The 25,096-nt window shown below is 66.2% G+C and carries 21 protein-coding genes and 2 pseudogenes; 18 read left to right on the forward strand and 5 right to left on the reverse strand.

All coding sequences use genetic code 11. The features are described from left to right. Nucleotides 1-216: 216 nt before the first annotated feature. From argE to M5E06_RS14100, 6 genes are read left to right on the forward strand one after another with little or no spacing between them, the layout of a single operon-like run. On the forward strand, nt 217-1,341 hold the full coding sequence (gene argE / locus M5E06_RS14075; RefSeq protein ID WP_252138690.1) for an acetylornithine deacetylase: 1,125 nt from the start codon (nt 217-219) through the stop codon (nt 1,339-1,341). 40 nt (nt 1,342-1,381) lie between these two features. Beyond that, nucleotides 1,382-2,305 (forward strand): 2-hydroxyacid dehydrogenase, encoded by a 924-nt coding sequence (locus tag M5E06_RS14080; protein ID WP_252138691.1) that lies wholly within the window; start codon nt 1,382-1,384, stop codon nt 2,303-2,305. A 54-nt stretch (nt 2,306-2,359) separates the two neighbouring features. Next, entirely contained in the window at nt 2,360-2,713 is a 354-nt protein-coding gene (locus M5E06_RS14085; RefSeq protein WP_252138692.1) for a cupin domain-containing protein, read from the forward strand. A gap of 9 nt (nt 2,714-2,722) precedes the next feature. Next, nucleotides 2,723-4,186: an aldehyde dehydrogenase family protein gene (locus M5E06_RS14090; protein ID WP_252138693.1), complete on the forward strand. Its 1,464-nt coding sequence runs from the start codon at nt 2,723-2,725 to the stop codon at nt 4,184-4,186. Nucleotides 4,187-4,196: 10 nt separating this feature from the next. Further along, nucleotides 4,197-5,240 carry a tartrate dehydrogenase gene (locus M5E06_RS14095; RefSeq protein ID WP_252138694.1) on the forward strand — a complete coding sequence of 348 codons (1,044 nt, stop codon included), beginning with the start codon at nt 4,197-4,199 and terminating at the stop codon, nt 5,238-5,240. A gap of 43 nt (nt 5,241-5,283) precedes the next feature. Next, on the forward strand, nt 5,284-6,744 hold the full coding sequence (locus M5E06_RS14100) for an NAD-dependent succinate-semialdehyde dehydrogenase (protein WP_252138695.1): 1,461 nt from the start codon (nt 5,284-5,286) through the stop codon (nt 6,742-6,744). A 67-nt stretch (nt 6,745-6,811) separates the two neighbouring features. On the opposite strand, the gene M5E06_RS14105 is transcribed toward M5E06_RS14100, so the two are convergent. Both M5E06_RS14105 and M5E06_RS14110 read right to left on the reverse strand, forming a co-directional pair. After that, on the reverse strand, nt 6,812-8,086 hold the full coding sequence (locus M5E06_RS14105; protein WP_252138696.1) for an NAD(P)/FAD-dependent oxidoreductase: 1,275 nt from the start codon (nt 8,084-8,086) through the stop codon (nt 6,812-6,814). A gap of 45 nt (nt 8,087-8,131) precedes the next feature. After that, nucleotides 8,132-8,800, reverse strand: coding sequence for a haloacid dehalogenase type II (locus M5E06_RS14110; RefSeq protein ID WP_109072791.1), 669 nt, complete (start codon nt 8,798-8,800; stop codon nt 8,132-8,134). 338 nt (nt 8,801-9,138) lie between these two features. Between M5E06_RS14110 and M5E06_RS14115 the strand changes: the two genes are divergently transcribed. From M5E06_RS14115 to M5E06_RS14145, 7 genes are all read left to right on the forward strand, one after another. Then, on the forward strand, nt 9,139-10,020 hold the full coding sequence (locus M5E06_RS14115; protein WP_353654329.1) for a GNAT family N-acetyltransferase: 882 nt from the start codon (nt 9,139-9,141) through the stop codon (nt 10,018-10,020). A 13-nt stretch (nt 10,021-10,033) separates the two neighbouring features. Beyond that, nucleotides 10,034-11,410, forward strand: coding sequence for an aspartate aminotransferase family protein (locus M5E06_RS14120; protein ID WP_252138698.1), 1,377 nt, complete (start codon nt 10,034-10,036; stop codon nt 11,408-11,410). 266 nt (nt 11,411-11,676) lie between these two features. Further along, nucleotides 11,677-12,408, forward strand: a complete 732-nt coding sequence (locus M5E06_RS14125) for an HAD-IA family hydrolase (RefSeq protein ID WP_252138699.1) — start codon at nt 11,677-11,679, stop codon at nt 12,406-12,408. Nucleotides 12,409-12,473: 65 nt separating this feature from the next. After that, nucleotides 12,474-14,081 (forward strand): ABC transporter substrate-binding protein, encoded by a 1,608-nt coding sequence (locus M5E06_RS14130; protein ID WP_252138700.1) that lies wholly within the window; start codon nt 12,474-12,476, stop codon nt 14,079-14,081. A 121-nt stretch (nt 14,082-14,202) separates the two neighbouring features. Then, nucleotides 14,203-15,153, forward strand: a complete 951-nt coding sequence (locus M5E06_RS14135; RefSeq protein WP_252138679.1) for an ABC transporter permease — start codon at nt 14,203-14,205, stop codon at nt 15,151-15,153. Further along, on the forward strand, nt 15,150-16,004 hold the full coding sequence (locus tag M5E06_RS14140) for an ABC transporter permease (RefSeq protein ID WP_252138680.1): 855 nt from the start codon (nt 15,150-15,152) through the stop codon (nt 16,002-16,004). The genes M5E06_RS14135 and M5E06_RS14140 overlap by 4 nt, the downstream gene beginning before the upstream one ends. Then, nucleotides 16,004-17,659, forward strand: coding sequence for an ABC transporter ATP-binding protein (locus M5E06_RS14145; RefSeq protein ID WP_252138681.1), 1,656 nt, complete (start codon nt 16,004-16,006; stop codon nt 17,657-17,659). The genes M5E06_RS14140 and M5E06_RS14145 overlap by 1 nt, the downstream gene beginning before the upstream one ends. Before the next feature lie 78 nt (nt 17,660-17,737). On the opposite strand, the gene M5E06_RS14150 is transcribed toward M5E06_RS14145, so the two are convergent. Next, nucleotides 17,738-18,214 carry an Lrp/AsnC family transcriptional regulator gene (locus M5E06_RS14150; RefSeq protein WP_252138701.1) on the reverse strand — a complete coding sequence of 159 codons (477 nt, stop codon included), beginning with the start codon at nt 18,212-18,214 and terminating at the stop codon, nt 17,738-17,740. Between the two features lie 245 nt (nt 18,215-18,459). On the opposite strand from M5E06_RS14150, the gene M5E06_RS14155 reads away from it, so the two are divergent. Beyond that, nucleotides 18,460-19,785, forward strand: coding sequence for an NAD(P)/FAD-dependent oxidoreductase (locus M5E06_RS14155; RefSeq protein WP_252138702.1), 1,326 nt, complete (start codon nt 18,460-18,462; stop codon nt 19,783-19,785). A gap of 15 nt (nt 19,786-19,800) precedes the next feature. Here M5E06_RS14155 and M5E06_RS14160 read toward each other — a convergent pair whose 3' ends face one another. Further along, nucleotides 19,801-20,697: a LysR family transcriptional regulator gene (locus M5E06_RS14160; RefSeq protein WP_286208816.1), complete on the reverse strand. Its 897-nt coding sequence runs from the start codon at nt 20,695-20,697 to the stop codon at nt 19,801-19,803. 254 nt (nt 20,698-20,951) lie between these two features. Between M5E06_RS14160 and M5E06_RS14165 the strand changes: the two genes are divergently transcribed. From M5E06_RS14165 to M5E06_RS14180, 4 genes and pseudogenes are all read left to right on the forward strand, one after another. Continuing rightward, nucleotides 20,952-21,665, forward strand: a complete 714-nt coding sequence (locus M5E06_RS14165; RefSeq protein WP_252138704.1) for an IS6 family transposase — start codon at nt 20,952-20,954, stop codon at nt 21,663-21,665. Between the two features lie 78 nt (nt 21,666-21,743). Next, nucleotides 21,744-22,055: pseudogene (locus M5E06_RS14170) on the forward strand (DDE-type integrase/transposase/recombinase); the annotation flags it as partial. Between the two features lie 200 nt (nt 22,056-22,255). After that, nucleotides 22,256-23,314 carry an IS110 family RNA-guided transposase gene (locus M5E06_RS14175; RefSeq protein ID WP_252138705.1) on the forward strand — a complete coding sequence of 353 codons (1,059 nt, stop codon included), beginning with the start codon at nt 22,256-22,258 and terminating at the stop codon, nt 23,312-23,314. 27 nt (nt 23,315-23,341) lie between these two features. Then, nucleotides 23,342-23,527 (forward strand): annotated as a pseudogene (locus tag M5E06_RS14180) (IS3 family transposase); the annotation flags it as partial. A gap of 137 nt (nt 23,528-23,664) precedes the next feature. Here M5E06_RS14180 and M5E06_RS14185 read toward each other — a convergent pair. After that, the gene (locus tag M5E06_RS14185; RefSeq protein ID WP_252138706.1) at nt 23,665-25,044 is read right to left on the reverse strand and encodes an NAD-dependent succinate-semialdehyde dehydrogenase; all 1,380 of its coding nucleotides are present in this window, start codon (nt 25,042-25,044) and stop codon (nt 23,665-23,667) included. Between the last annotated feature and the right edge of the window lie 52 nt (nt 25,045-25,096).

The following is a 25,096-nucleotide window of genomic DNA, read 5'->3' on the forward strand; positions in this document are numbered from 1 at the left end:
TAACGGGGTACCCACCGCACAATTCACCGCAAAGGACCGGCTCGGCACAACAATCCTCCAAATCACCCATGCATTCAGCATGGAATGGAGCGCCCGCCCGCTAAGATCGTGAGTGTCGCAGCCGCCAAGGCCGCCGCCCCTCTCCGCAGCCCGCAGTGAACCCAAGAACGACTCCCGGCGCCCATGGCGCGCAGCATGGGACAAGGTGAGGCCGCCATGACCGTGATCGACATCCTCAAGGACCTGATCGCCTTTCCCTCCGTCGTCGGAACCCCCAACGGCGCCATCGTCGACGGGATTCGCGGCGTTCTGGAAGGTGCCGGGGTGCGCGTCCGGATTCTGCCGGGGCCGGAGGGCGACCGGTACAACCTGTTCGCCACCATCGGTCCGGCGATGGTTCCGGGCTATGTCCTGTCCGGCCATATGGACGTCGTTCCCGCCACCGAACCCGAATGGACCAGCGATCCGTTCCGGCTGCGCCTCGACGGCAACCGTCTCTACGGGCGCGGCACGTCCGACATGAAGGGCTTCATCGCCGCGGCGCTGGCGGCATTGCCGGCCCTGACCGCTGCCCCGCTGGCCCGGCCGATCCATCTGGCCTTCACCTATGACGAGGAGGCCGGCTGCCAGGGTGCGCCGCATCTTCTGCCGCATCTGCCCGACCTGTGCGCGCCGCCGCTGGGCGTCATCGTCGGGGAGCCGAGCGGCCTGCGCGCCGTCCGCGCCCACAAGGGCAAGGCGGCGGCCCGGCTGACGGTACGCGGACGCTCCGGTCATTCCTCCCGTCCCGACCAGGGGCTGAACGCCATCCACGCAATGGCCGACGCGCTGACCGCCGCCGTCGCCCAGGCCGACCGGCTGACCCGGGGGCCGCTGGATTCGGTCTTCGAGCCGCCCTATTCCTCGCTGCAGGTCGGCACCATCCAGGGCGGGCTTGCGGTGAACATCATCCCCGACGCCTGCACTGCCGAGTTCGAAGCCCGCGCCATCGCCGGCATCGACCCTGTCACCCTGCTGGAGCCGGTGCGCGAGGCGGCGGAGCGGCTGGAGGAGCGCGGCTTCGCCGTGGATTGGACCCAAACCGGCGCCTATCCCGCCCTGTTCCTGGCCGCCCGCTCGCCGCTGGCCCGCCTGCTGGAGGAGCTGACCGGACAGGAACCGCTGGCCGCCGTCAGCTATGGCACGGAGGCCGGGCTGTACCAGACCGCCGGAATCGACGCGATCATCTGCGGCCCCGGCGACATCGCGCGGGCGCACCGTCCCAACGAACACATCCTCGTCGAGGAATTGAACGCCTGCCAATCGATGATCGAGGCGCTAGGCCAGCGCTGCCGCCTCTGACAGCCATTCAAAAGTGCCGCGCATCGCAAGAGGACCGTGCATGACCTTCCTATTCAACTCGGATGCCGTGCGGGGCGCCATCTTCGCCGAGGCCTTCGCCCGCGAGCTGCCGGACCTGCCCTTTTCGATGGACCCGGCCGGCGTCGATCCCGACGCGGTGCGCTACCTCATCACCTGGACCATCCCGGACAACCTCACCCGTTACCGCAATCTGGAGATCGTCTTCTCGATCGGAGCCGGGGTCGACCAGTTCGCCATGACCGCCCTGCCCCCCTCCGTGAAGGTGGTGCGCATGGTGGAGGACGGCATCGTCCGGATGATGCAGGAATACGCCACGCTGGCCGTGCTGACCCTGCACCGCCAAATGCCGGCCTACCGCGCCCAGCAGGCGGAGCGCGTCTGGCGTCCCCTACCCCAGCCGCAGGCGGCACAGCGCAGGGTCGGCGTGCTGGGGCTGGGCGTGCTGGGCCAAGCGGTGTTGGAGCGGCTGAAGCTCTTCGGCTTCCCGCTTGCGGGCTGGAGCCGCTCGCCGCGCGACATCGACGGCGTGACCTGCCATCACGGCGCGGACGGCCTCGACGCGATGCTGGCCGAGACCGACATCCTGATCGTCCTGCTGCCGCTGACGACCGACACCCGCGGATTCCTTGATACGGCACTGTTGGCCAAGCTGCCCAAAGGTGCCGCGCTGGTCCACACCGGGCGCGGGCCGCAGTTGGATCATGCGGCGCTGCTGGACGCGCTCGACAGCGGGCAGCTGTCCGGCGCGGTGGTCGACGTGACCGATCCGGAGCCGCTGCCGGCCGACCATCCATTCTGGACCCATCCGAACATCGTGCTGACCCCGCACATCGCCAGCATCACCCAGCCGGACGGCGCCGCACGCGCGGTCATCGGCAACCTTCGTCGGCATTTCGCCGGTCAGGACCCGGTCGGTCTGGTCGACCGCCGGCGCGGATATTGACGCCGACGCCCGCTTCTCTCTGCGGCACAGCCGCTCACCAACAAGGATTCTCCCATGTCGCTGCTGAAGACCATCGATACTGCCCCGAGCTTCGCCCCGCGCGAATCGACGCCGATGCCGGAGCGGCTGATCGCCGGTTCGCCCGCCTTCAAGACCTGGGCTCAGGACGCCGCCAAGGACGACACCATCAAGACCGGCGTGTGGGAAGCCACGCCGGGCGAAACCCGCTCCAGCAAGGGCGAGACCTTCGAGTTCTGCCACATCCTGTCCGGTGTCGTCGAAATCACCCCGGACGCCGGGGAGCCGGTGATCTACCGGGCGGGCGACAGCTTTGTGATGAAGCCGGGCTTCACCGGGGTGTGGAAGACCATCGAGACGGTCCGCAAGATCTACGTCACCATCACCTGAGGAAGCGTCATGAGCCTGTCCTTCGACCCGGACCGCCTGCCGCTGCCGATCGGGCACTTCATCGGTGACCGCCTGATTCCGGCAGAGGACGGGCTGCCGATGCACCGGCCGTCGGACGGCCGGGCCTATGCCGACTGCCCGGTGGCGTCGCCGGACCTCGTCGACGAGGCGGTCGCCACCGCGCAGGCCGCGCTGAAGTCCAGCAACTGGGGCGGCGTGCGCCCGCGCGAGCGCACCGCCGTGCTGCAGCGCTGGGCCGCGCTGATCGAGGAGGAGGCGGAAACCCTGGCGAAGGTGGAGGCGCTGTCCTCCACCCGTCCGGTCGGCCAGCTGGTCGCCGGCGACGTCGCGGTGACCGCCGAGCAGATCCGCTTCTTCGCCGAGTTCGCCGACAAGGAGGGCGGCGACCTCGCGCCCACCGACGACGGCAGCCTCGGCATGGTGATGACGGAGCCCTACGGCGTCGTCGGCGCCATCACGCCGTGGAACTTCCCGCTGTCGATGGCGGGCTGGAAGCTCGGCCCGGCGCTGGCCGCCGGCAACGCGGTGGTGCTGAAACCGTCTGAGATGACGCCCTTCTCCACCGTCCTGCTGGCGCAGCTCGCGGTGAAGGCGGGGGTTCCCGCCGGGCTGATCAACGTTGTCCAAGGCGACGGTCCGACCACCGGCGCCGCCATCACCCGCCATCCCGGCATCGCCAAGGTCAGCTTCACCGGATCGACGGCGGCGGGGTCGGCGATCATGGCCGACATCGCACGCACGGGCGTCAAGCCGATGACGCTGGAACTGGGCGGCAAGAGCCCGCAAATCGTCTTCGCCGACGCCGATCTGGAGAAGGCTGCCGCCGCCATCGCCACCAGCGTGCTGTCGAATGCCGGACAGGCCTGTGTCGCCGGATCGCGCCTGCTGGTCGAAAGATCGGTGGCCGAACCGCTGATCGGGATGATCCTGGGCCACATGCGCGCCGTCCGCCCCGGCCCGACCTGGGACGAGAAGACGCGCTATTCCCCCATCATCTCCGAACGGCAGCGTGCCCGCATCCATTCGATCGTGTCGGCGTCACTCGGCGGGTCGGTGGAGTGCCTGACCGGCGGGGCGTCCATGGACGGCGACGGGTATTTCTACGCGCCGACCCTGCTGGCCGGTGTCGAGCAAAGCTCCCCCGCCGTTATGGAAGAAATCTTCGGCCCGGTCCTGACCGTGCAGAGCTTCGACAGCGAGGAGGAGGCGATGGCGCTGGCCGACCATCCCATCTACGGGCTGGCCGCCGGGCTCTACACCCGCGACCTGTCGCGCGCCATCCGCCTGACCCGGCGGCTCCAGGCTGGCACAGTGTGGGTCAACCGCTATGGCCGCTCGCGCGACCACATCCTGCCGACCGGCGGCTACAAACGCTCCGGCATCGGCAAGGACCTGGGCCGAGAGGCCTATCTCGCCAACCGCCGCAGCAAAAGCGTGCTGATCGGCCTTTAAGGGACGTTCGATGAAAACCCACAACATTGCGATCATCAAGGGCGACGGCATCGGGCATCCCGTGGTCGACGCCGCCTGGGAGGTTCTGCAGGCCGCGGCGAAGCAGTCCGGCTTCGCGCTGACCGGCACGGAGATGCCGTGGTCCTGCGCCCATTACAAGGAAACCGGCGTCATGATGCCGTCCGACGGCATCGACACGCTGCGGAAGTACGACGCCATCCTGCTGGGCGCCGTCGGCTGGCCGGCGGAGGTGCCGGACGCGGTGTCGCTGCACGGGCTGCTGCTGCCGATCCGCAAGGCGTTCGACCAGTATGCCAACGTCCGCCCGCACCGCCTGTTGCCGGGGGTGGAGGGGCCGCTGCGCCGCGGCGGCTTCGACATCCTGTGCATCCGCGAGAACACCGAGGGCGAATATGCCGGCGCCGGCGGACGCATCCATCAGGGAACGCCGCATGAGGTGGCGGTGGAGACCGGCGTCTTCACCCGCATGGGGGTGGAGCGCATCCTGCGCTTCGCCTTCGCCCAGGCCCGCGCCCGGCGCGGCAAGCTGGCCTCCGTCACCAAGTCGAACGCGCAGAAATATTCGATGGTGTTCTGGGACGAGATCACCCGCCAGCTGGCCGCCGAGCACCCGGACGTCGAGATCACCAGCTATCACGTCGACGCCATGGCGGCGCGTATGGTGACGGCGCCGGAAAGCCTGGACGTCGTCGTCGCCTCCAACCTGTTCGGCGACATCCTCACCGACCTGGGTGCCGCGATCCAGGGCGGGCTGGGCTTCGCCGCCTCGGCCAACCTGAACCCCGACCGCAAGGCGCCGTCGATGTTCGAACCGGTGCACGGCTCGGCGCCCGACATCGCCCATCTCGGCATCGCCAACCCGATCGCCGCCATCTGGTCGGGCGCGATGATGCTGGAGCATCTGGGGGAAAAGGCGGCCGCCGACCGTGTGATGGCGGCGCTGGGCGACACCACCGGACGCGGCATCGGCACGGTTCCCGGCAAGGACAAGACGGACGCGATCACCGCCGCCGTGCTGTCGGCGCTGTCGTGATGCCAGCCCCTTCAAGAATACCCGCAGCGGAAACCACACGATCATGACCCATCACCTGACGGACCCCTCCCTGTTCCGCGAACAGGGGCTGATCGGCGGGCGCTGGTGCGACGGGGTGGCCGGACGGACCATCGATGTCCAGAACCCGGCGACCGGCCGCGCCCTCGGCAGCGTTCCCGACATGGACGGCACCGACGCCCGCGACGCCATCGCCGCCGCAGCCGAGGCCCACCCTGCCTGGAAGCGACGCACCCATGCCGACCGTGCCGCTCTGCTGGAGCGCTGGCACGCCCTGATGTTCGAGAATCTGGAGGATCTGGCCCGCCTCCTGACGCTGGAGCAGGGCAAGCCGCTGGACGAGGCGCGGGGTGAGATCCGCTACGGCGCCTCTTTCGTCAAATGGTTCGCCGAAGAGGCGCGACGCATCGGCGGCACCACCATCCCCTCCCCTACCCCCGACCGGCGCATCGTCGTGCTGAAGGAGCCGGTCGGCGTCTGCGGGATCATCACGCCGTGGAATTTCCCCAACGCCATGATCACCCGCAAGGTGGCCCCGGCCCTGGCCGCCGGCTGCACCGTGGTCATCAAGCCGTCGGACTTCACCCCCTATTCGGCACTGGCGCTCGGCGTGCTGGCCGAACGGGCCGGCATCCCGGCCGGCGTGGTCAACATTCTGACCGGCCGTCCCGAGGCCATCGGCGAGGAAATCCTGGCGAACGAGACCGTCCGCAAGATCTCCTTCACCGGCTCCACCCGCGTCGGTTCGCTGCTGATGCGCGGGGCCGCGGCCGGGATCAAGCGGCTGAGCCTGGAGCTGGGCGGCAACGCGCCCTTCATCGTGTTCGATGACGCCGATCTGGATCAGGCGATGGAAGGCGTGCTCCTGTCCAAGTTCCGCAACGGCGGACAAACCTGCGTCTGCGCCAACCGCATCCTGGTGCAGGCGAGCGTCTATGACGCATTCCGCGACCGTCTGGTGGCCCGCGTCAACGCCATGCGGGTTGGATCCGGGTTGGAGCCGGGGGTCGCCATCGGTCCGATGATCAACGCCGCTGCCGTTGAAAAGATCGAGCGCCACGTCGCCGACGCCGTCGCCAAAGGGGCGAGCATCGCATCCGCCGCCGCCGTCACGACGCCAGGTCCGCAGTTCGTCGCACCGGTGGTGCTGACCGATGCCACCACCGACATGCTGCTCGCCCATGAGGAGACCTTCGGCCCGGTGGCGCCGTTGTTCCGCTTCGAGACGGAGGAGGAGGCCATCGCGCTCGCCAACGCCACGCCCTTCGGTCTCGCCGCCTATTTCTACACGCAGAACCTCGCGCGGTCCTGGCGGGTGGGCGAAGCGCTGGAGGCCGGCATGGTCGGGCTGAACACCGGCCTGATTTCCACCGAGGTCGCCCCCTTCGGCGGCGTCAAGCAGTCCGGCTTGGGCCGCGAAGGGGCGCAGGTGGGGATCGAGGAATATCTGGAGCTGAAGACCTTCCACATCGGCGGGCTGGGCTGACGCCAAAGCGCAACAAAAGGCCCGGCAGGAGCGAAGCACTCCCGCCGGGCCTTTTGTTTTCCGACGATTACTGAATCCGGTCGAGCGCCTTGTAGTACAGTCCGACCAGCGGCAGGAACCAGGGCTTGCCGAAATGGCCGGGCACCGCGGGCCAGGACAACCCCTTCAGCGGGTTTTTGTCCTCCCGCCCCAGGATCGCGTCGGCCATGGTCATGCCGAGATGGGTGGACAGCTGCGCCCCGTGGCCGGAATAGCCCATGGCGTACCACTGCCCGTCGTGATAGCCGGCGCGCGGGTAGCGGTCGCTGGTCATATCCACCAGCCCACCCCAGCAATAATCGATGTCGACGCCGGCGATCTGCGGGAAGATCTTCGCAAGGCTCGCCCGCAGGATCGCGCCGCTCTTGGCGTCGGACTGCTGGTCCGAGCTCGCCGAGAAGCGCGCTCGGCCGCCGAAGATCAGTCGCCGGTCGGGCGACAGGCGGAAGTAGTTGCCGATGTTCATCGACGTGACGTAGGTGCGGTTGCCGGGCACCACCGACGCCACCTCGTCGTCGCTCAGCGGCCTGGTTGCGATGATGAAGCTGCCGACCGAGATGATGCGGCGGCGGAAATGGCTGAAATTCGGCGTGGTGTAGGCGCCGGTCGCGACAAGCACCTCCTTGGCGGTCACCGTCCCGCGCGGGGTGAACAGCGTGTGGCGGTCGCCCGAGCGGGTGATGGCTTCAACCGGCGCGTTCTCCACCAGCACCGCGCCATGCCGCTTGACGGCATCCGCCAGCCCAACGACGAAGCGGCCCATGTGCATCATGGCGCTTTTGCGCGACAGCATCGCGCCATAGAAGGGCGAGCCGACCTCCCCCTTCAACTCCTCGGCGCTCAGCAGCGCGGTGTCGGGATCGACCTCGCGGTGGACGACCTCAAAATTGCGGGCGATGGCGTCGAAATGCGCCGGCTTGGAGGCCAGCTTCAACTTGCCGGCATGGCGGAAATCGCACTCGATGCCCTCCTCGGCGATCAGCGCCTCCAGCATGTCGATGGACTGGTCGAAGGCGCGGTAGAGCGCGACGGCGCGCTCCGCCCCCAGCGCCGCCTTGGCGGCGATGAAGCTGTGCGCCAGACCGTTGTTGAGGTGCCCGCCGTTGCGCCCCGATGCCCCGCCGCCGACGCGGCCGGCCTCCAGCACGATCACCCGCGCGCCGGCCTTGGCCAGCTGGCGGGCGGCACCCAGGCCGGTGAACCCCCCTCCGACGATGGCGACGTCATACTGGCCCTCGACAATTCCCTCGGCGCCGCCCGCAAAGGCGGGAGCGGTGTCGTGCCAGTAGGAGACGAATTTCATGACCTGGGTCCTTCTCGTTACAGCCTGAACCGTGAAATCCGTCCCTTACAGCCCGACCACGCCGGGCAGGCCGGAGATGTCGCGGATCTCGGTATAGCCGTAATAGGGGTTGGCCGGTTCGTGGCCGCGGTTGACCCACACCTTGTTGCGGATCCCCAGATCATGCGCCGACATCAGGTCGTAGCGGAAGGAGGACGAGCAGTGCAGGATGTCCTCCGGCCCGCAGCCGAGCATGTCGAACATGTATTCGAACGCCTTGAATCGCGGCTTGTAGGCCTGCGCCTGTTCGGCGGTGTAAACGGCGTGGAAGGGCGCGCCCAGCTTCGCCACGTTCGACGGGATCTGGTCGTTCATGGCGTTGGACAGGATGACCAGCGGGATTTCCTTGGCGACCTTCGCCAGCCCGGCCGGAACGTCCGGGTGCGGCCCCCAGGTTGGAACCCGCTCATAGACCATCCGCGCATCCTCGTCGCGGAAGACGACGTTGTTGCGCTTGCAGGTGCGCTCCAGCGAATTGTGCACGACCTCGGCGTAGGGCTTCCAGTCGCCCATGATCTCGTCGAGGCGATAAGCGGCGAAGTTCTTGATGAACTCCGTCATTCGCGCCTCATCGAGGATCGACCCGTACAGATCGCGCGCGGCTTCAGCCATTTGAAAGTTGATCAGCGTGCCGTGGCAATCGAAGGTGACGTATTTCGGCCGAAACTGGCTCATGGCTGCTTCCTCGGGATGGAGCGGTGGGGGAATGGATTGGGGCGCGATCTCGCCCTGCCCCATGATCCTAGCCTTGTCGCAATGCCGGGCCTGACCGAATTGCCCGGCGCGAAAGCACAAAGTTCCGTTTCCGTCTCGACGCTCAGCATTTGGTTGGGAGCGGAGCGGCGTTCGCGCCCCCAGAGCCGGCTCGGAACCTAACCCAGGCGCTCCGCCACGGCATAAGATGCGGCCGGCCGCCGAAGCAAAGGTGGAAGATGTCGCGGCGGGCGTCGCCTTCAGACGAACGTCCGGGGCCTGTGCGCTCACTCTTGAGGCAGAGGGTGAAAGGACTGCCCATGAGCAAAAATACGGTTTCCAAAAGAACGGTTCACTGTCTGGCTTTCGAACCGAAGCATCTTAAGGATGCGCTCGCCTTGTCGCGGCAGGCGCAATGGCCGCACCGTCTGGAAGACTGGTCCTTGACCCTCGCGCTCAGCCAGGGGCTTGTCGCTGTGGATGCGGAGGCGCCGGAGGGTGCACATGTGGTCGGCACGGTGCTGATGACCCCCTATGGCGAGGATGCCGCCACCATCAACATGGTCATCGTCGATGAAGGCTGGCGGGGGCAGGGCCTTGGCCGCCGCCTGATGGACGAGGCCATGGCTCTCGCGGAAGACCGCCCCTTGCGCCTTGTCGCCACGACCGATGGGCTGCCGCTCTACGAAAAGCTGGGTTTCCGCGAGGTCGGCACCGTCCTTCAGCACCAGGGAGAAGGCGGTCCGGTTCCGCCGTTTGCAACGGAAGACGTCACGCCAGCGGGCGCCAACGACCGCACCGCCATCGCTGCCCTCGACTGGCAGGCCTTCGGCGCCGACCGCGGCCTGCTGCTGGAGCGGTTCGCCGAGCTTGGTTCCTTCACGCTGCTGCGCCGGAACGGTAACCCCGTCGGATTCGCCGCGCTGCGCGACTTCGGCCGCGGTCAGGTCATCGGCCCGGCGGTGGCGCCCGATGTGGACGGCGCCAAGGCCCTGATCGGCCCGATCATCGCCGCAAATCCCAGCAAATTCCTGCGGGTGGACACCACCGCCGACACCGGCCTCGGCCCATGGCTGGCCGACTGTGGTCTTCGCCATGTCGGCGGCGGCATCGCCATGCGCCGCCCCGCTCCAACGGCATCGGCGCCCGCAGCGGCAGCCCCCGTCTCGACTTTCGCGCTCGCCAGCCAGGCACTCGGCTGATCCGGAGAGGACCATGCTCAGCAATTCCCTGATCGAACTCGACCGTGCCCATCTGGTGCATCCCGTCGCCTCTTACCGCGGCCATGAGAAGGCCGGCGTCCGGGTGATCGCCTCCGGCTCCGGGGCGACCCTCACCGACACCTCCGGCCACCGACTGGTGGATGGCTTCGCCGGCCTGTGGTGTGTCAATGCCGGCTATGGGCAGCAGAGCCTCGTCGAGGCCGCCACCCGCCAGATGCAGGAACTGCCCTACGCCACCGGTTATTTCGGGCTCGGCAGCGAACCGGCGATCCGGCTGGCGGCGGCGCTGGCCGAACGCGCTCCCGGCGACCTGAACCACGTCTTCTTCACGCTCGGCGGGTCGGACGCGGTGGACAGCACCATCCGCTACATCCGCTACTACTGGCAGGCCAAGGGCCAGCCGCTGCGCGATCAGTTCATCTCGATCGAACAGGGCTATCACGGCTCCTCCACCGTCGGCGCCGGGCTGACCGCCTTGCCCGCCTTCCATGCCGGCTTCGGCGTGCCGTTCGATTGGCAGCACAAGATTCCGTCGCACTACGCCTACCGCAACCCGGTCGGCGACGATGCCGACGCGATCATCGCCGCATCGCTGGCCGCGCTCGACGCCAAGATCGCCGAGATCGGCGGGCCGGAGCGGGTCGCGGCCTTCTATGCCGAACCGATCCAGGGGTCCGGCGGCGTCCTGGTTCCGCCCGACGGCTGGATGAAGGCGATGTGCGACCGTTGCCGCAGCCTCGGCATCCTGTTCGTCGCCGACGAGGTCATCACCGGCTTCGGCCGCACCGGCCCGCTGTTCGCCTGCACCGACGACGGCGTGGTCCCCGACCTGATGACCACCGCCAAGGGCCTGACCTCCGGCTATGTGCCGATGGGGGCCGTCTTCCTGTCCGACGCGGTTTATGCCACCATCGCCGATGCCGCCGGCACCGCCGCGGTCGGTCATGGCTACACCTACTCCGCCCACCCCGTGAGTGCCGCGGTGGGGCTGGAGGCGTTGCGGCTCTACGAGGACGGCCTGCTGGCCAACGGCGTGAAGGCCGGCGCCCGACTGATGGCCGGACTGCATGCCCTACGCGACCACCCGCTGGTCGGCGATGTGCGCGGGCGCGGCATGCTGGCCGCCATTGAGCTGGTGGTGGACAAGGACCGCAAGACCCCGCTGCCGGCCGCCGCCGAGCCGTCCCGGCGGATTTTCGACCGAGCCTGGGAAAACGGACTGGTCATCCGCGCCTTCGCGAACGGCGTCCTGGGCTATGCCCCGCCGCTTTGCTGCACCGACGACGACATCGACGCGATCCTGGAGCGCACGGCCCGCACGCTCGACCAGACTCTGGAGGATCCCGATGTCCGCCGGGCGATGCGATAGACGAAAAAGGGGCAGCCCGCGGAAGAATCCGCGAATATCCCCATATCCAGCATTTTCTGCCGTCCGGCACCGAAATTCAGAGACCCGCGTCCGGCCCATCGACCACACTGATGGGACAGAAGACCGGTTCTCCGGACCACCTCCACAGACGCCGGGACGGCACCCCGGCGTCGGCCCGATACACCCGGCGGCCGATCCCGCCGGACCTGAAACGCCCCGCCGAACCGACACGGTTCCCACGCGGTCCTTGATGAGGAGTTGGTGCGTTGCCCAAGAGTCTGCTGAATTTCAAATATCTGACCTTCGACGTCGTTGGCACGCTGATCGACTTCGAAGGCGGCATCAAGGACTGCCTCGCCGAAATCGCGGCGGAGGCGGGAACCACGGTGGACGGCGAAGCGGCGCTGACCCTCTACCGCGAAGCGCGCTACACCGACGCCACCGACCTTTTCCCGGACGATCTGGTACGGGTCTATTCGGTCATCGCGCCGAAGCTGGGACTTCCCACCGGCACGCAGTACGGTGAACGCCTGCGTGATTCCGCGGCGTCCTGGGCCGGCTTCCCCGACAGCAGGGACGCCATGGCCCGTCTGGCCAAGCGCTACAAGCTGATCGCGATGACCAATGCGCGACGCTGGGCCTTCACACATTTCTCCCGCGAGCTGGGCGACCCCTTCTATGCCGGCTTCACCGCTGACGACACCGGCGTCGAGAAGCCCGACCCCGCCTTTTTTCAGCAGGTGTTTGACTTCGTCGAACGCGACGGCGGCAACAAGGACGACATCCTGCACGTCGCCCAGAGCCAGTATCACGACATCGGCGTTTCGCGTCGCCTCGGCATGACCAATTGCTGGATCCAGCGGCGGCATGCGCAGAAGGGCTATGGCGGCACCATCGAACCCGCCGAATTCACCGAACCGGATTTCCATTTCCGCTCGATGGCGGAACTGGCCGATGCGGTCGATGCCACCGCTACGCCGAAGACCGTCTCCGCGTAACCGGGCCAAACCGGAGCGCGCCAAAAAATAAGAAACAGACAACACACGAACAGAGTGAGGCTAGCATGACAAAAACGCCTGATAGCTGGTCCCGGATCGACGACAGCATGGTCGAAAGCGCCATCCGGCGTGGAGCCAACCGCCGCGATCTGCTCAAGATGCTGATGGCGGGCGGTGTGTCGCTTGCCGCCGCCGACCTCCTTCTGGGCCGCGCCAACGCCGCGGTTGCCGAGGAACCGGTGAAGGGTGGCACGCTCAAGGCCGCCGGCTGGTCGTCATCCACCGCCGACACGCTCGACCCGGCGAAGGCGTCGCTGTCGACCGACTATGTCCGCTGCTGCGCTTTCTACAACCGCCTGACCTTCCTCGACAAGGCCGGCATCCCCCAGATGGAACTGGCCCAGTCGGTCGATACCGAAGACGCCAAGACCTGGACGATCAAGCTCCGCAAGGGCGTAACCTTCCACGACGGCAAGTCGCTGACCGCGGACGACGTGGTGTTCTCGCTGAAGCGCCATCTCGATCCGGCCGTCGGGTCCAAGGTCGCGAAGATCGCCGCCCAGATGACGGACATCAAGGCGGTGGACAAGAGCACCGTCGCCATCACGCTGGCGACCGCGAACGCCGACCTGCCCACCATCCTGGCCACGCATCACTTCATGATCGTGGCCGACGGCACCACCGACTTCTCCAAGGGCAACGGCACCGGTGCCTTCATCTGCAAGAGCTTCGAGCCGGGCGTGCGGTCCATCGGCGTGCGCAATCCGAATTACTGGAAGGGCGGCCCGAACGTCGACTCCTTCGAATTCTTCGCGATCAGCGACGACAACGCCCGCGTCAACGCGCTGCTGTCCGGCGACATCCACCTCGCCGCCTCAATCAACCCGCGCTCCACGCGGCTGGTCGACGGGCAGCAGGGCTTCTCTCTGTCCAAGACGACGTCCGGCAACTACACCGACCTGAACATCCGCCTTGATATGGAGCCGGGCAGCCGCAAGGATTTCGTGGACGGGATGAAATATCTCGTCAACCGCGAACAGATTGTCAAATCGGCCCTGCGCGGTTTCGGCGAGGTCGGCAACGATCAGCCGGTGTCCCCGTCCAGCCCCTTCCACAACGCCGCGCTGAAGCCCAAGGCCTTCGATCCGGAACGCGCCAAGTCCCTGTTCAAGAAGGCGGGCGTGCTGGGGCAGTCCATCCCGGTGATCACGTCGGATGCCGCGTCGTCCGCCGTCGACATGGCGATGGTGATCCAGGCCTCCGGCGCCGACATCGGTATGAAGCTCGACGTCCAGCGCGTGCCGTCCGACGGTTATTGGAGCAATTACTGGCTGAAGGCCCCGATCCATTTCGGCAACATCAACCCGCGCCCGACGCCGGACATCCTCTTCTCCCTGCTCTACGCCTCCGAAGCGCCGTGGAACGAGAGCCAGTACAAGTCCGAGAAGTTCGACAAGATGATGCTCGAAGCGCGCGGCACGCTCGCCTGGGCCAAGCGCAAGGAACTGTACGACCAGATGCAGGTGATGATCTCCGAGGAAGCCGGCACCATCATCCCCGCCTACATCTCCAACGTGGACGCCATCTCCAACAAGCTGAAGGGCCTCGCTCCCAACCCGCTGGGCGGCATGATGGGCTACGCGTTTGCCGAATATGTTTGGCTGGCCGCCTGATACAATGGATCGGCGGGCCGGGGCGGGCGGCTGTCCGACCGTCCCAACCCGCCGTGGCCCCTCTCGTCGCCGCCCAACCGGGCAAGCCCTCCGGGGGCGCCTCACCATGCGGAGGCCAGGCATGACATCACGCGTTCCCTCCCTCGTCCTCGGCCGGCTGCTCATCGCGCTGGTCACGCTGACCATCGTGTCCTTCGCGGTCTTCTTCGCCACCACGCTGCTGCCCGGCGATACGGCGACCATCCTGCTGGGTCAGGCGGCAACGCCGGAAGCGATCGCCGGCCTGCGCACCGCCATGCATCTCGACGAACCGGCCCTGCTGCGCTTCCTCTACTGGATCGGCGGGCTGTTCCAGGGCGATCTCGGCACCTCCTACGCCAACCATATGCCGGTGGCGTCGCTGATCGGCGGACGGCTGCTCAACACGCTAAAGCTGGCCGGCCTGACCACCCTGATATCGGTTCCCCTTGCGCTCACGCTCGGCATCACCGCCGCCATGTGGCGGCGCACGCTGTATGACCGCGTCGTCACCATCGCCACCATCGGCATCATCTCGGTTCCGGAATTCGTGGTTGCGACCTTGGCCGTCCTGGTGTTCGCGGTTTACCTGAAATGGCTGCCCGCCCTGTCCTTCACCTATCAGGTGGACAGCTTCTCCGGGCTGCTGCGGGCCTATGCCATGCCCGTCATCACGCTGACCTTCGGGGTTTCGGCGCAGATGATCCGCATGAGCCGGGCCGCCGTGATCGAAACGCTGAACACGCCCTATGTCGAGATGGCACTGCTGAAGGGCGCGTCGCGCCCCCGGCTGGTCCTGCGCCATGCCTTGCCCAATGCGCTCGGCCCGATCTCCAACGCGGTGGCGCTGTCGCTGTCCTATCTGGTGGGCGGCGTCATCATCGTCGAGACGATCTTCAACTATCCCGGCATCGCCAAGCTGATGGTTGACGCGGTGTCCACCCGCGACCTGCCGCTGATCCAGTCCTGCGCGATGATTTTCTGCGTAGGGTATCTGATCCTGATCACCGCCGCCGACATCGTCGCTATCCTGTCGAACCCGAGGCTCCGATGAAGACACACACCTCCACCGGCTCCCTCGCAACATGGTCCGGCTACAGGATCAATCCGGTAGGCCTGGTCAGCTTCTGCGTGGTTCTGTTCTGGGCGCTGGTTGCCCTGTTCGCCCCCTACATCGCCCCCCATTCGGTGGGGGACATGATCGACCTCGATTACTTCGGCCCGATGCGGCCAGGCCTGTGGCTCGGATCGGATTATCTCGGCCGTGACATGCTGTCCCGCGTCATTTTCGGAGCCCGCTACACCGTCGGCATCTCGCTGGCCGCGGTCTCCATCGCCTGCTTCACCGGCGTCGTGCTGGGCATGACCTCGGCCGTCCTGCGCGGACCGGTGGACATGGTGGTCAGCCGGGTGCTCGACGCCATGAACTCGATCCCCAGCAAGCTGTTCGGCCTGATGGTCGTGGCGGCGGTCGGATCGTCGATCCCGGTTCTGATCCTGACCCTGTCGGTCATCTATATCCCCGGAGCCTATCGCTTCAGCCGGTCGCTGGCGATCAACATCGACACGATGGACTTCATCATGGTCGCCCGCATCCGCGGGGAAAGCCTGCCCTACCTGATCGGGTCGGAGATTCTGCCCAACATCGTCGGTCCGGTTCTGGCCGATCTTGGCCTGCGTTTCGTCTTCATCGTGCTGCTGCTGTCGGGCCTGTCCTTCCTGGGGCTGGGTGTCCAGCCGCCCTACGCCGACTGGGGCGCGCTGGTGCGCGAGAACATCGGCGGCCTGCCCTTCGCGGCGCCGGCGGTGATCGTGCCGTCGCTGGCCATCGCCACCCTGACCATCAGCGTCAATCTGCTGATCGACAATCTTCCGCAGAAGATCCGGGATCGGAGTGCCTCCTGATGACGAACCTCGTCGAAATCCGCGACCTGACGGTCGAGGCGACCACCGATTCCGGCCGCTGGATCCAAATCCTGAAGGGCATCGACCTCGACATTGCCGCCGGCGAAACCGTCGCCTTCATCGGCGAAAGCGGGTCCGGCAAGACGACCGCCGCGATGACCCTGCTGGGCTACGCCCGTCCCGGCTGCCGGATTTCCGGCGGGACGGTGCGGGTCGACGGCCATGACATGGTGACCCTGTCGGAAAAGCAACGGGCGGCCCTGCGCGGCACGGTCGTGGCCTATGTGCCGCAGAGTGCGGCGGCCGCCTTCAACCCGGCGGCGACGATCATGGATCAGGTCATCGAGGTGACGCGGATTCACAATTTGATGCCGCCGGACGAGGCCCGCCGCCGGGCGGTCGCCCTGTTCCGCGCCCTGTCGCTGCCCAATCCCGACAGCATCGGCGACCGCTACCCGCACCAGGTGTCCGGCGGGCAGCTGCAGCGGCTGGCGGCGGCGATGGCCCTGATCGGCGATCCCAAGGTGGTGATCTTCGACGAGCCGACCACGGCGCTCGACGTCACCACCCAGGTCGAGGTGCTGCGCGCCTTCAAGGCGGTGACCACCAAGCGCCGGATCGCCTGTGTCTATGTGTCCCACGATCTTGCCGTCGTCGCCCAGATCGCCGACCGCATCATGGTGCTGCGCCACGGAGAGGTGCAGGAAACCGGCAGCGTCAACGATATCCTGACGCGCCCGACCCATCCCTACACCAAGGAATTGCTGCACGCCTTCCACCCCGACACCGGCGGGCGGGTTGCCGCGGCGGAAGCTTTTGCCACCGATTCCTCCCCGCTGCTGGAAATCAAGACGCTGAGCGCCGGCTACGGCCCGCCGCAGTCGAACGGGCTACCGCTGGCCCTCGCGGTCAAGGGGGTGAGCCTGCAGGTGAAGCGGGGCACCAACCTCGGCATCATCGGGGAGTCCGGCTGTGGGAAATCGACCCTGGCGCGCGCCATCGCCGGCATCCTGCCGGCCTGCAACGGCGACATCCAGTTCGACGGGCGGGAGTTGTGGCACAGCGCCCGCCAGCGCAGCCGCGAGCAGTTGCGCGACCTTCAGATCGTCTTCCAGCATGCCGATACGGCGCTCAACCCGGCCAAGTCGATCGAGGACATTCTCGGCCGCCCGCTGACCTTCTATCACGGCCTGCGAGGCAAGGCCCGCGATGCGCGGATCGACGCGCTGATGGACATGGTCCGCCTGCCCCGCGCCCTGCGTCACCGCCTTCCGGCGGAACTGTCGGGAGGCCAGAAACAGCGGGTGAACTTCGCCCGTGCGCTCGCCGCCGAACCGAAACTGATCCTGTGCGACGAGATCACCTCGGCCCTCGACACCGTCGTCGCGTCGACGATCATCGATCTGCTGAAGGAATTGCAGCGCGAGCTCGGCCTGTCCTATGTCTTCATCAGCCACGACCTGTCGGTGATCGAGGCGATCTGCGACGAGATTATCGTGATGTATCGCGGGCAGGCGGTCGAGACCATCATCCCCTCCGTCCGACAGCAGCCGCAGCACCCCTATTCGCAGCTGCTGTTCTCGTCTGTTCCGAAGCTGGATCCGAGCTGGCTCGACACGCTAGACATCGACGCCGACCGGATGCGGGTGGCCTGACCGGCATTCCCTCGCCCCTGCCTTCGCCCCCGCGCGGTTCGCCGCCGCGCGGGCGGCAACGGTTCCGCCGCGACCGCCTTACATCGGAAACAGCGTGGTCAGCGGCATGTGGGCGCGCACGATCGGCGATTTCAGCACGACGTAACTGAAATACTTGTCGATGCCGATGTCCATGTCGGTCAGCCTCTCCATGATCTCCTGATACTCGCCGATGCCGGACGTGACGAACTTCAGCATGTAGTCGTAGCCACCTGACACCAGATGGCATTCCAGCATCTGTTCGATCTTCTTGACGGCGGCGAGGAAGCGGGCGAAATCGACCTGCCGATGGTTCTTCAGCGTCACCTCGGTGAAGACGGTCAGGGTCTGGCCGAGTTTGCTGACGTTGATCTGCGCCGTGTAGCCTTCGATGTAACCTTCCGCCTGGAGTTTCTTGACCCGCATCAGGCAGGGGCTGGGCGACAGATTCACCAGCTCGGCCAACTCCACGTTGGTGATCCGGCCGTTCTTCTGGAGCTGATGCAGAATCTTGATGTCGATGCGGTCCAGCTTCATGGGGAACCCATCCGGTTCGAGGGCGGGGAATGGAAAGCGGCAGCAGAAAATTCTGCCGATCGGACCCAGCCAGCTTAGCACGCGCCGCCTGCCTGTCGATGACCAAGACGCAGTTATCCGGCAGAACAAAGCATCATGTCTTTGGGCAACGACAGAAGATAATGCCGTTGAATCGGCCAAAGCAGCGCCTACCGGGCCGCGTGCCATGGCTAGATGGCCCATCGCCGAAATCGGAGACCCGCCCCATGCCCGCGCCCTTGCAAACCATCGCGTCCTCCCCGACCCTGCCCGATCAGGCCGACGTCGTCGTGATCGGCGGCGGCATCGTCGGCGTCTGGGCGGCCTACTATCTGGCCCGACGCGGCTTGTCGGTTGCTTTGGTGGAGAAGGGGCAGGTCGGGGCGGAACAGTCCAGCCGCAACTGGGGCTGGTGCCGGCAGCAGAACCGCGACGCGCGGGAATTGCCGATGGCGACCAAGAGCCTGGATTTGTGGGAACGCTTCGCCGCCGAGAGCGGCGAGGACACCGGCTTCAGCCGCTGCGGCCTGCTTTATCTCAGCAATGACGACCAGGAATTGGCGGGCTGGTCGCGCTGGCGCGACTTCGCCCGGACGGTCGGCGTCACCACCCACATGCTGAGCAGCGCCGAAGCCGCCGAGCGGGGCCGGGCCACCGGACGGCCCTGGAAGGGCGGCGTCTTCTCGCCGTCGGACGGCATCGCCAATCCCGCCTGTGCGGCTCCCGCCGTGGCGCGGGCGATCATGAAGTTGTGCGGCACGGTGCATCAGGGCTGCGCCGCGCGCGGTCTGGAAACCAACGGCGGGCGGGTCAGCGGCGTCGTCACCGAAAAGGGCACGATCCGCACCAAGCTGGTGGTCCTGGCGGGCGGGGCCTGGGCCTCCTCCTTCTGCCACCAGATCGGCGTGCGTTTCCCGCTCGCCTCCATCCGCTCGTCGATCCTGTCGGTCGGTCCCAGCCCGTCCGGTCTGCCCGACGCCCTGCACACTGCCGCGGTATCGGTCACCCGGCGCGGCGACGGCGGCCACACGCTGGCGATCAGCGGGCGCGGGCGCGTCGATCCGACCATGCAGCAGATCCGCTTCGCGCCTCAATTCATGCCGATGTTCCGTCGGCGCTGGCGCAGCCTGATGCCCGGCGGGCTGGAGGGTGTGCGCTCCGGCCACGAGACGCTGCGGCGCTGGCGGCTCGACCGTCCGACGCCGATGGAACGGGTGCGGGTTCTGGACCCCACGCCGGACCACAGCACCATCCGCCTCACCCACGAACGCGCCACCGCCCTGCTGCCCGGCCTGAAGGGCGCGCCGGTCACCGCCGCATGGGCCGGCTACATCGACAGCACGCCCGACGGCGTTCCCGCCATCGGTGAGGTCGGCAGCCTGCCCGGCCTGATCCTGGCGGCAGGCTTCAGCGGCCATGGCTTCGGCATCGGCCCCGGCGCCGGCCATCTGATCGCCGACCTCATCACCGATCAGGCGCCGATCGTCGATCCCAAGCCCTATCATCCCGACCGCTTCGCCGGATTCTCCGCCGGCAAGGTCGCCGATTTTTGACCGGAGACCGGTCTGTCAGGAACCGCCGGGCTCCAGGGCACGGGCGGCCCGGCGCAGGCATTCGCGCATCAAATCGTGGCTGCCCGACAGCGGGCGCTCCTTGCTGGTCAGGATGGTGATGGGCACGCGGATGCTCGGGTGGAAGGGCCGCTGGACGATGCCGGAGAACTGATTCCACGGCAGGAGCCCATCGACGACCGCCACGCCGATCCCCTCGCGTACGAAGGGCAGCGCTGTGATCGACAGGTCGATTTCCACCGCCGGGGCATAAACGCCGCCCTCCGCCTCGACCGCCCCGGCCAGGAGCCGGCCGGGCAGCGTGTCCACCCGGTAGGAAATCAGCGTTTCCTCCACCAGATCGGCAAATCCAACTTCAGCCCGTTCGGCCAGTCGATGCCCCACCGGCAAAAGGCAGACCAGTTCGGCATGCCCGACTGTCTCGACATCAAGGTCGTGGTGGGGCATGTCGTTCATCGCCACCCCCAGCAGAACATCGCCGCTGCGCAGCATGTCCAGAATGCTGGCGACCGGCGCGACCAGCGACCGCACAACGATGTCGGGATGCGCCTCGCGGAAGGCGGTCAGCGCCTTGGGCACGATCGACATGGAGGGCGGGGCCGAAGCAGCGAGACGAACCAGACCGGTGCGGCCATGGCGCATGTCGACCGTACGCCGGCGCAAGGCGCCGAGTTCGGAAAAGATCCGCTCGGCCTCCGGATACAGCTCGTTGGCCTCCTGCGTCGGCACCAGACGCCCGCGCACCCGGTCGAACAGCTTGAATCCGAGCTGATCCTCGGCGTGCAGCAGGATTTGGCTCAAGGCCGGCTGTGAAATGTTCAGCATCGCCGCCGCCCCGGTGACCGTTCCACAGCGCATCAGCATGCAGAAGACTTCCAATTGGCGGGCTTGCATTCACGATCCTGGACGCTGACGGAAGGAAGGCGGAACCGGCACCGCCGGATTCCGACTTTGGCAGCGCCATTATACCGATCGGCGGGACCAAGGGTCGAGCAGCAACGGCAGGATGGCAATATCCGATTACGAAGCCGCACCGACTTCCCCGATGAAACCCAGCGATGCAAGACTTTGGGCCGTGGTCGAGTAGCTCAGCCGGCACCGTCAAGTTGCCGCTGGCCGAGGCTCCTGGGTGACGGTATAGGGCTGGAATGACGACGCGCCCCGATCCGACGTACGCCGGCTACCGCTTCCCTACCGAGGTCATCGGCTACGCGGTGTACCTGTACTTCCGCTTTCCGGTGAGCCTGCGCATGGTGGAGGAGATGCTGGCGCTGCGCGGCATTACGGTCAGCCATGAGACCGTGCGCCAGTGGGGCCTGAAGTTCGGCCGTGAGATAGCCACCCGCATCCGCCAGCGCCGCCTGAGTCGTAGCGACAAGTGGCACTTGGATGAGGTCGTCCTCAGCATTGCCGGCAAGAAGCACTGCCTGTCGCACGCCGTCGATCAGGACGGCTTTGTCCTCGACGTGCTGGTTCAGAGTCGGCGCAACAAGAGGGCGGCGAAGCGCTCGCTGCGCAAGCTACTCAAGAAGCAGGGCCGGGCTCCGCGTGTGCTAGTCACCGACAAGCTGAAGTCCTACGCCGCGGCCAAGAAGGACCTGAAGCTCCGGTGTGAACACCGCCAGCACAAGGGCCTGAACAACCGTGCCAAGAACAGCCATCAGCCCACTCGAAGACGCGAACGGCAGATGAAGCGCTTCGAGTCACCCTGCCAAGTCCAACGCTTCCTGTCGATCCACGACCCGATCAACAACTTCGTCAACCTGCACCGCGACCATCGCTCCGCTTCCGAGTACCGTGCCGCCCGAGCCCAGGCCTTCACCGCCTGGTCCGAGGTGACCGGCGCGCCGTTGGCCGCGTAATCAGCCCACCCTTCGCATGTTCCTGGTCAAACCGCGCCCGCAACCTTCACCGGTGCCAACGAGTTGACGGTGCCAGCCTTTCAGGTGGCCGAGCCCAACCGGGTCTGGCTTGCCGACATCACCTATCTGCCCACCGGCGAGGGCTGGCTGTATCTGGCGGCGGCGCTCGATTTGGCGACCCGGAAGATCGTTGGCTGGGAGATGCGCGACCATATGAGTGCCGAACTCGCCACATCGGCCTTGGCGATGGCAATCCAGCGCCAGCGGCCACCAACCGGCCTCCTCCAACATTCCGACCGCGGCAGTCAGAATGCCTCCCGGGACTACCGCGACCTGTTGCAGGCGGCCGGGATGCGGCAGTCTATGTCGCGCAAGGGCTGCTGCTACGACTGTGAGACTATGGCGGCAGTCTGGGCGGCCTGACCCGTGCTTACGACTGACCCTGTGTCATGGCATTGATCTGTCGGCCCCCCAGGCTGCGCCGGAGGGCTGCGAAGCGTGACTTGATCGGAGCTTGAGGGAGTGCCGTCCCGTCACAGTCCTGTCCGCTCGCAGGTCGCCTTCGGGTTCTAGCTGCCTGGGGGACCCACATGCATGATATCACACCTGATGCCGTCGTCGTTGGCATCGATACTCACAAGGATGTTCATGTCGCTGTTGCCATCAGCGGCTTGGGCGCTCGGCTCGCCAGTGCTTCTTTCTCCGCAACAAGCCGAGGCTATCAGCAACTCGCAGACTGGGCTTGCAACCTCGGTTCCGTACATGTCTTCGGCATCGAAGGCACTGGGTCATACGGTGCTGGTCTCAGTCGGGCACTGATCGCCCGAGGCTTGCACGTTGTCGAAGTCGGTCGGGTCAACCGGCAACTCCGCCGCAGACATGGCAAGACCGATACCGGCGATGCCGAGTCCGCTGCACGCGCTGTTTTGGCGGGTGATGTCGATACCCAACCCAAAACGGGAGACGGTGCCGTCGAGATGATCCGTCACCTCAAGGTTGCCCGCGATACGGCTGTCAAGGCCCGGACCCAGGCCATAGTCACGCTCAAGACACTTCTGGTGAATGCGCCGCAGCCGCTCCGTGAACGGTTTATCGGCATTTCTGGCAAGATGACGCTCATCAAGGCAATCGCAGCCCTACGCCCAGGAAAGCCTGTTTCGACAACTGCGTCTGCAAAGATGGCGTTGCGGGCTTTGGCCCAGCGTTGGCTGATGCTGGACGCTGAAATCAAGCAGCATGAGGCCGTTCTCGAGGCGTTGGTACGCGCCCAGGCGCCAGCGCTGATGGAGGCGCCAGGTGTGTCGACCGGCACGATCGCCGACATGCTCATCGTGTTGGGCGACAATCCGCAACGAATCCGATCCGAAGCCGCGTTCGCGAAGCTTTGTGGCGTCTGCCCAGTTCCGGCCTCAAGCGGCAAGACGAGCCGTCATCGCCTCAACCGTGGTGGCAACCGGCGCGCGAACGCCGCCCTTTACCGGGTAGCCCTTGTTCGCATGCGACATCATCCGCCGACCCGCGAGTACGTCCAGCGTCGAACAGCTGAAGGCAAATCACCTCGTGAAATCCGCAGATGCTTGAAGCGCTATATCGCGCGGGAAATCTATCAACATCTCTGCACCGGCCAACCGCCGGGCAAAGCAACCTAAAAGACGGTTGAGCAACATAGGAGCATCAATGCTCCTATGGAGAGCTTCTTCCACACCCTCAAGGTCGAGTTGGTCCATCGTACTCGGTTCGAAACCCGCGACCTGGCGCGCCGGGAGGTGTTCGCCTACATCGAAACCTACTGCAATCGCCAACGCACCCACTCTGCCATCGGCTACAGAACGCCCGAACAGGCCGAGCTAAGATCTGCGTGAACCTGTGTCCACCGAACCGGGGCAAGATCACCTGACGCTATGTTTAAAAAGCAGGAATTCAGATCATCAAAGGCGTGTTGTCACATTTCAGCTTCATTCCGCACCCCGCTTTCCCAGAAGGCCGGTCGCTGTCCGGCCTATCGGTCCATGCCGCTCATCAGCACATATTTTACCTGCACATACTCTTCGATCCCAAGATGACTGCCTTCGCGGCCATAGCCTGACTGCTTCACCCCGCCAAACGGCACCGACGCAGTTCCAACGGCGCCGGAATTCAGGATGACCATACCCGCTTCCAGATCGCGCGATAGGCGGAGAAACCGGCCGGCATCGCGGGTGTAGGCGTAGGCCACCAGCCCATACTCGGTGTCATTGGCCCGCTGGATCACCTCGTCCTCGCTGTGGAAGCGGTAAATGGGAAAGACCGGTCCGAAAATTTCCGTCCGGGCGATCCGGAGCCTGTCCTCGACCCCGGTGAGGATGGTCGGCTCGTAGAACAGACCGCCCTTGGCGTGCGGCTTGCCACCCATGCGGACAATCGCTCCCCCTTCGACGGAATCGGCCACCAGAGCGCTTACCTTGTCGATGGCCGACTGGTTGATCAGCGGGCCGACCACGAAGTCGCTCTGCAGCCCCTGGTCGACCCGGATCGACGCGACCCTGTCCGCCAGCAGCGCGACAACGCGGTCGTGAACGCCGTCCTGCACATAGATGCGGTTCGGCGAGATGCAGACCTGCCCGGAGTTGCGCAGCTTGGCGGCCACCAGCCCCTTCACCGCCTCCTCGATGTCCGCGTCGTCGAAGATGATGAAGGGAGCATTGCCGCCCAGTTCCATGGTCATCGTCTTCAGCGTTTCCGCGCTGTTCCTGGCAAGGAGCCGGCCGACGCCCGTCGAACCGGTGAACGAGATCTTGCGGATCCGCGGATCGCTTGTGAACGCCTCGCCAATGGCCTTGGGGTCGCCGGTCACCATCTCGAACACGCCTTCGGGAATGCCGGCAAGCCGCGCATACTCGAGCAGCTTGTAGGCGGTGAGAGGCGTCAGCTCCGACGGCTTGATGATCATCGTGCATCCGGCCGCGAGCGCGGTCGCGACCTTTCGCGTGATCATCATGAAGGGAAAATTCCATGGCGTGATCGCGGCGGTCGGGCCGACCGGCTCCTTGACCACCATGACCGCGGCGTTGTTCATGTGCGTCGGGATGGTGTCGCCATACACGCGCTTGGCTTCCTCGGCATACCATTCGATGAACCCAAGCCCATAGTCGATCTCTCCCATCGCTTCGGTCAGGCATTTGCCGTTTTCCCGGACCATGGTTTCGGCGAACGCCTGCCTGTCCGCCCGGACGAGGTCGAACCAGCGGCGCAGGATGTCGCCGCGCTCCTTCGCCAACCTGCGGGACCACGGCTTGAACGCCTCGCAGGTCCGGTCGATGACAGCCCGCACCTCGTCAATGCCCATGTCTGGTGCCTCGCCGACCAGCGAACCGTCGGCAGGATTGTAGACCTTGATCATGATTGTTCTTCCCACATTCCGAAATGCCGAGCCCCAATAGCGCTGATTAGCC

It is taken from the genome of Azospirillum sp. A1-3, assembly GCF_023806445.1.
Taxonomy (GTDB): domain Bacteria; phylum Pseudomonadota; class Alphaproteobacteria; order Azospirillales; family Azospirillaceae; genus Azospirillum.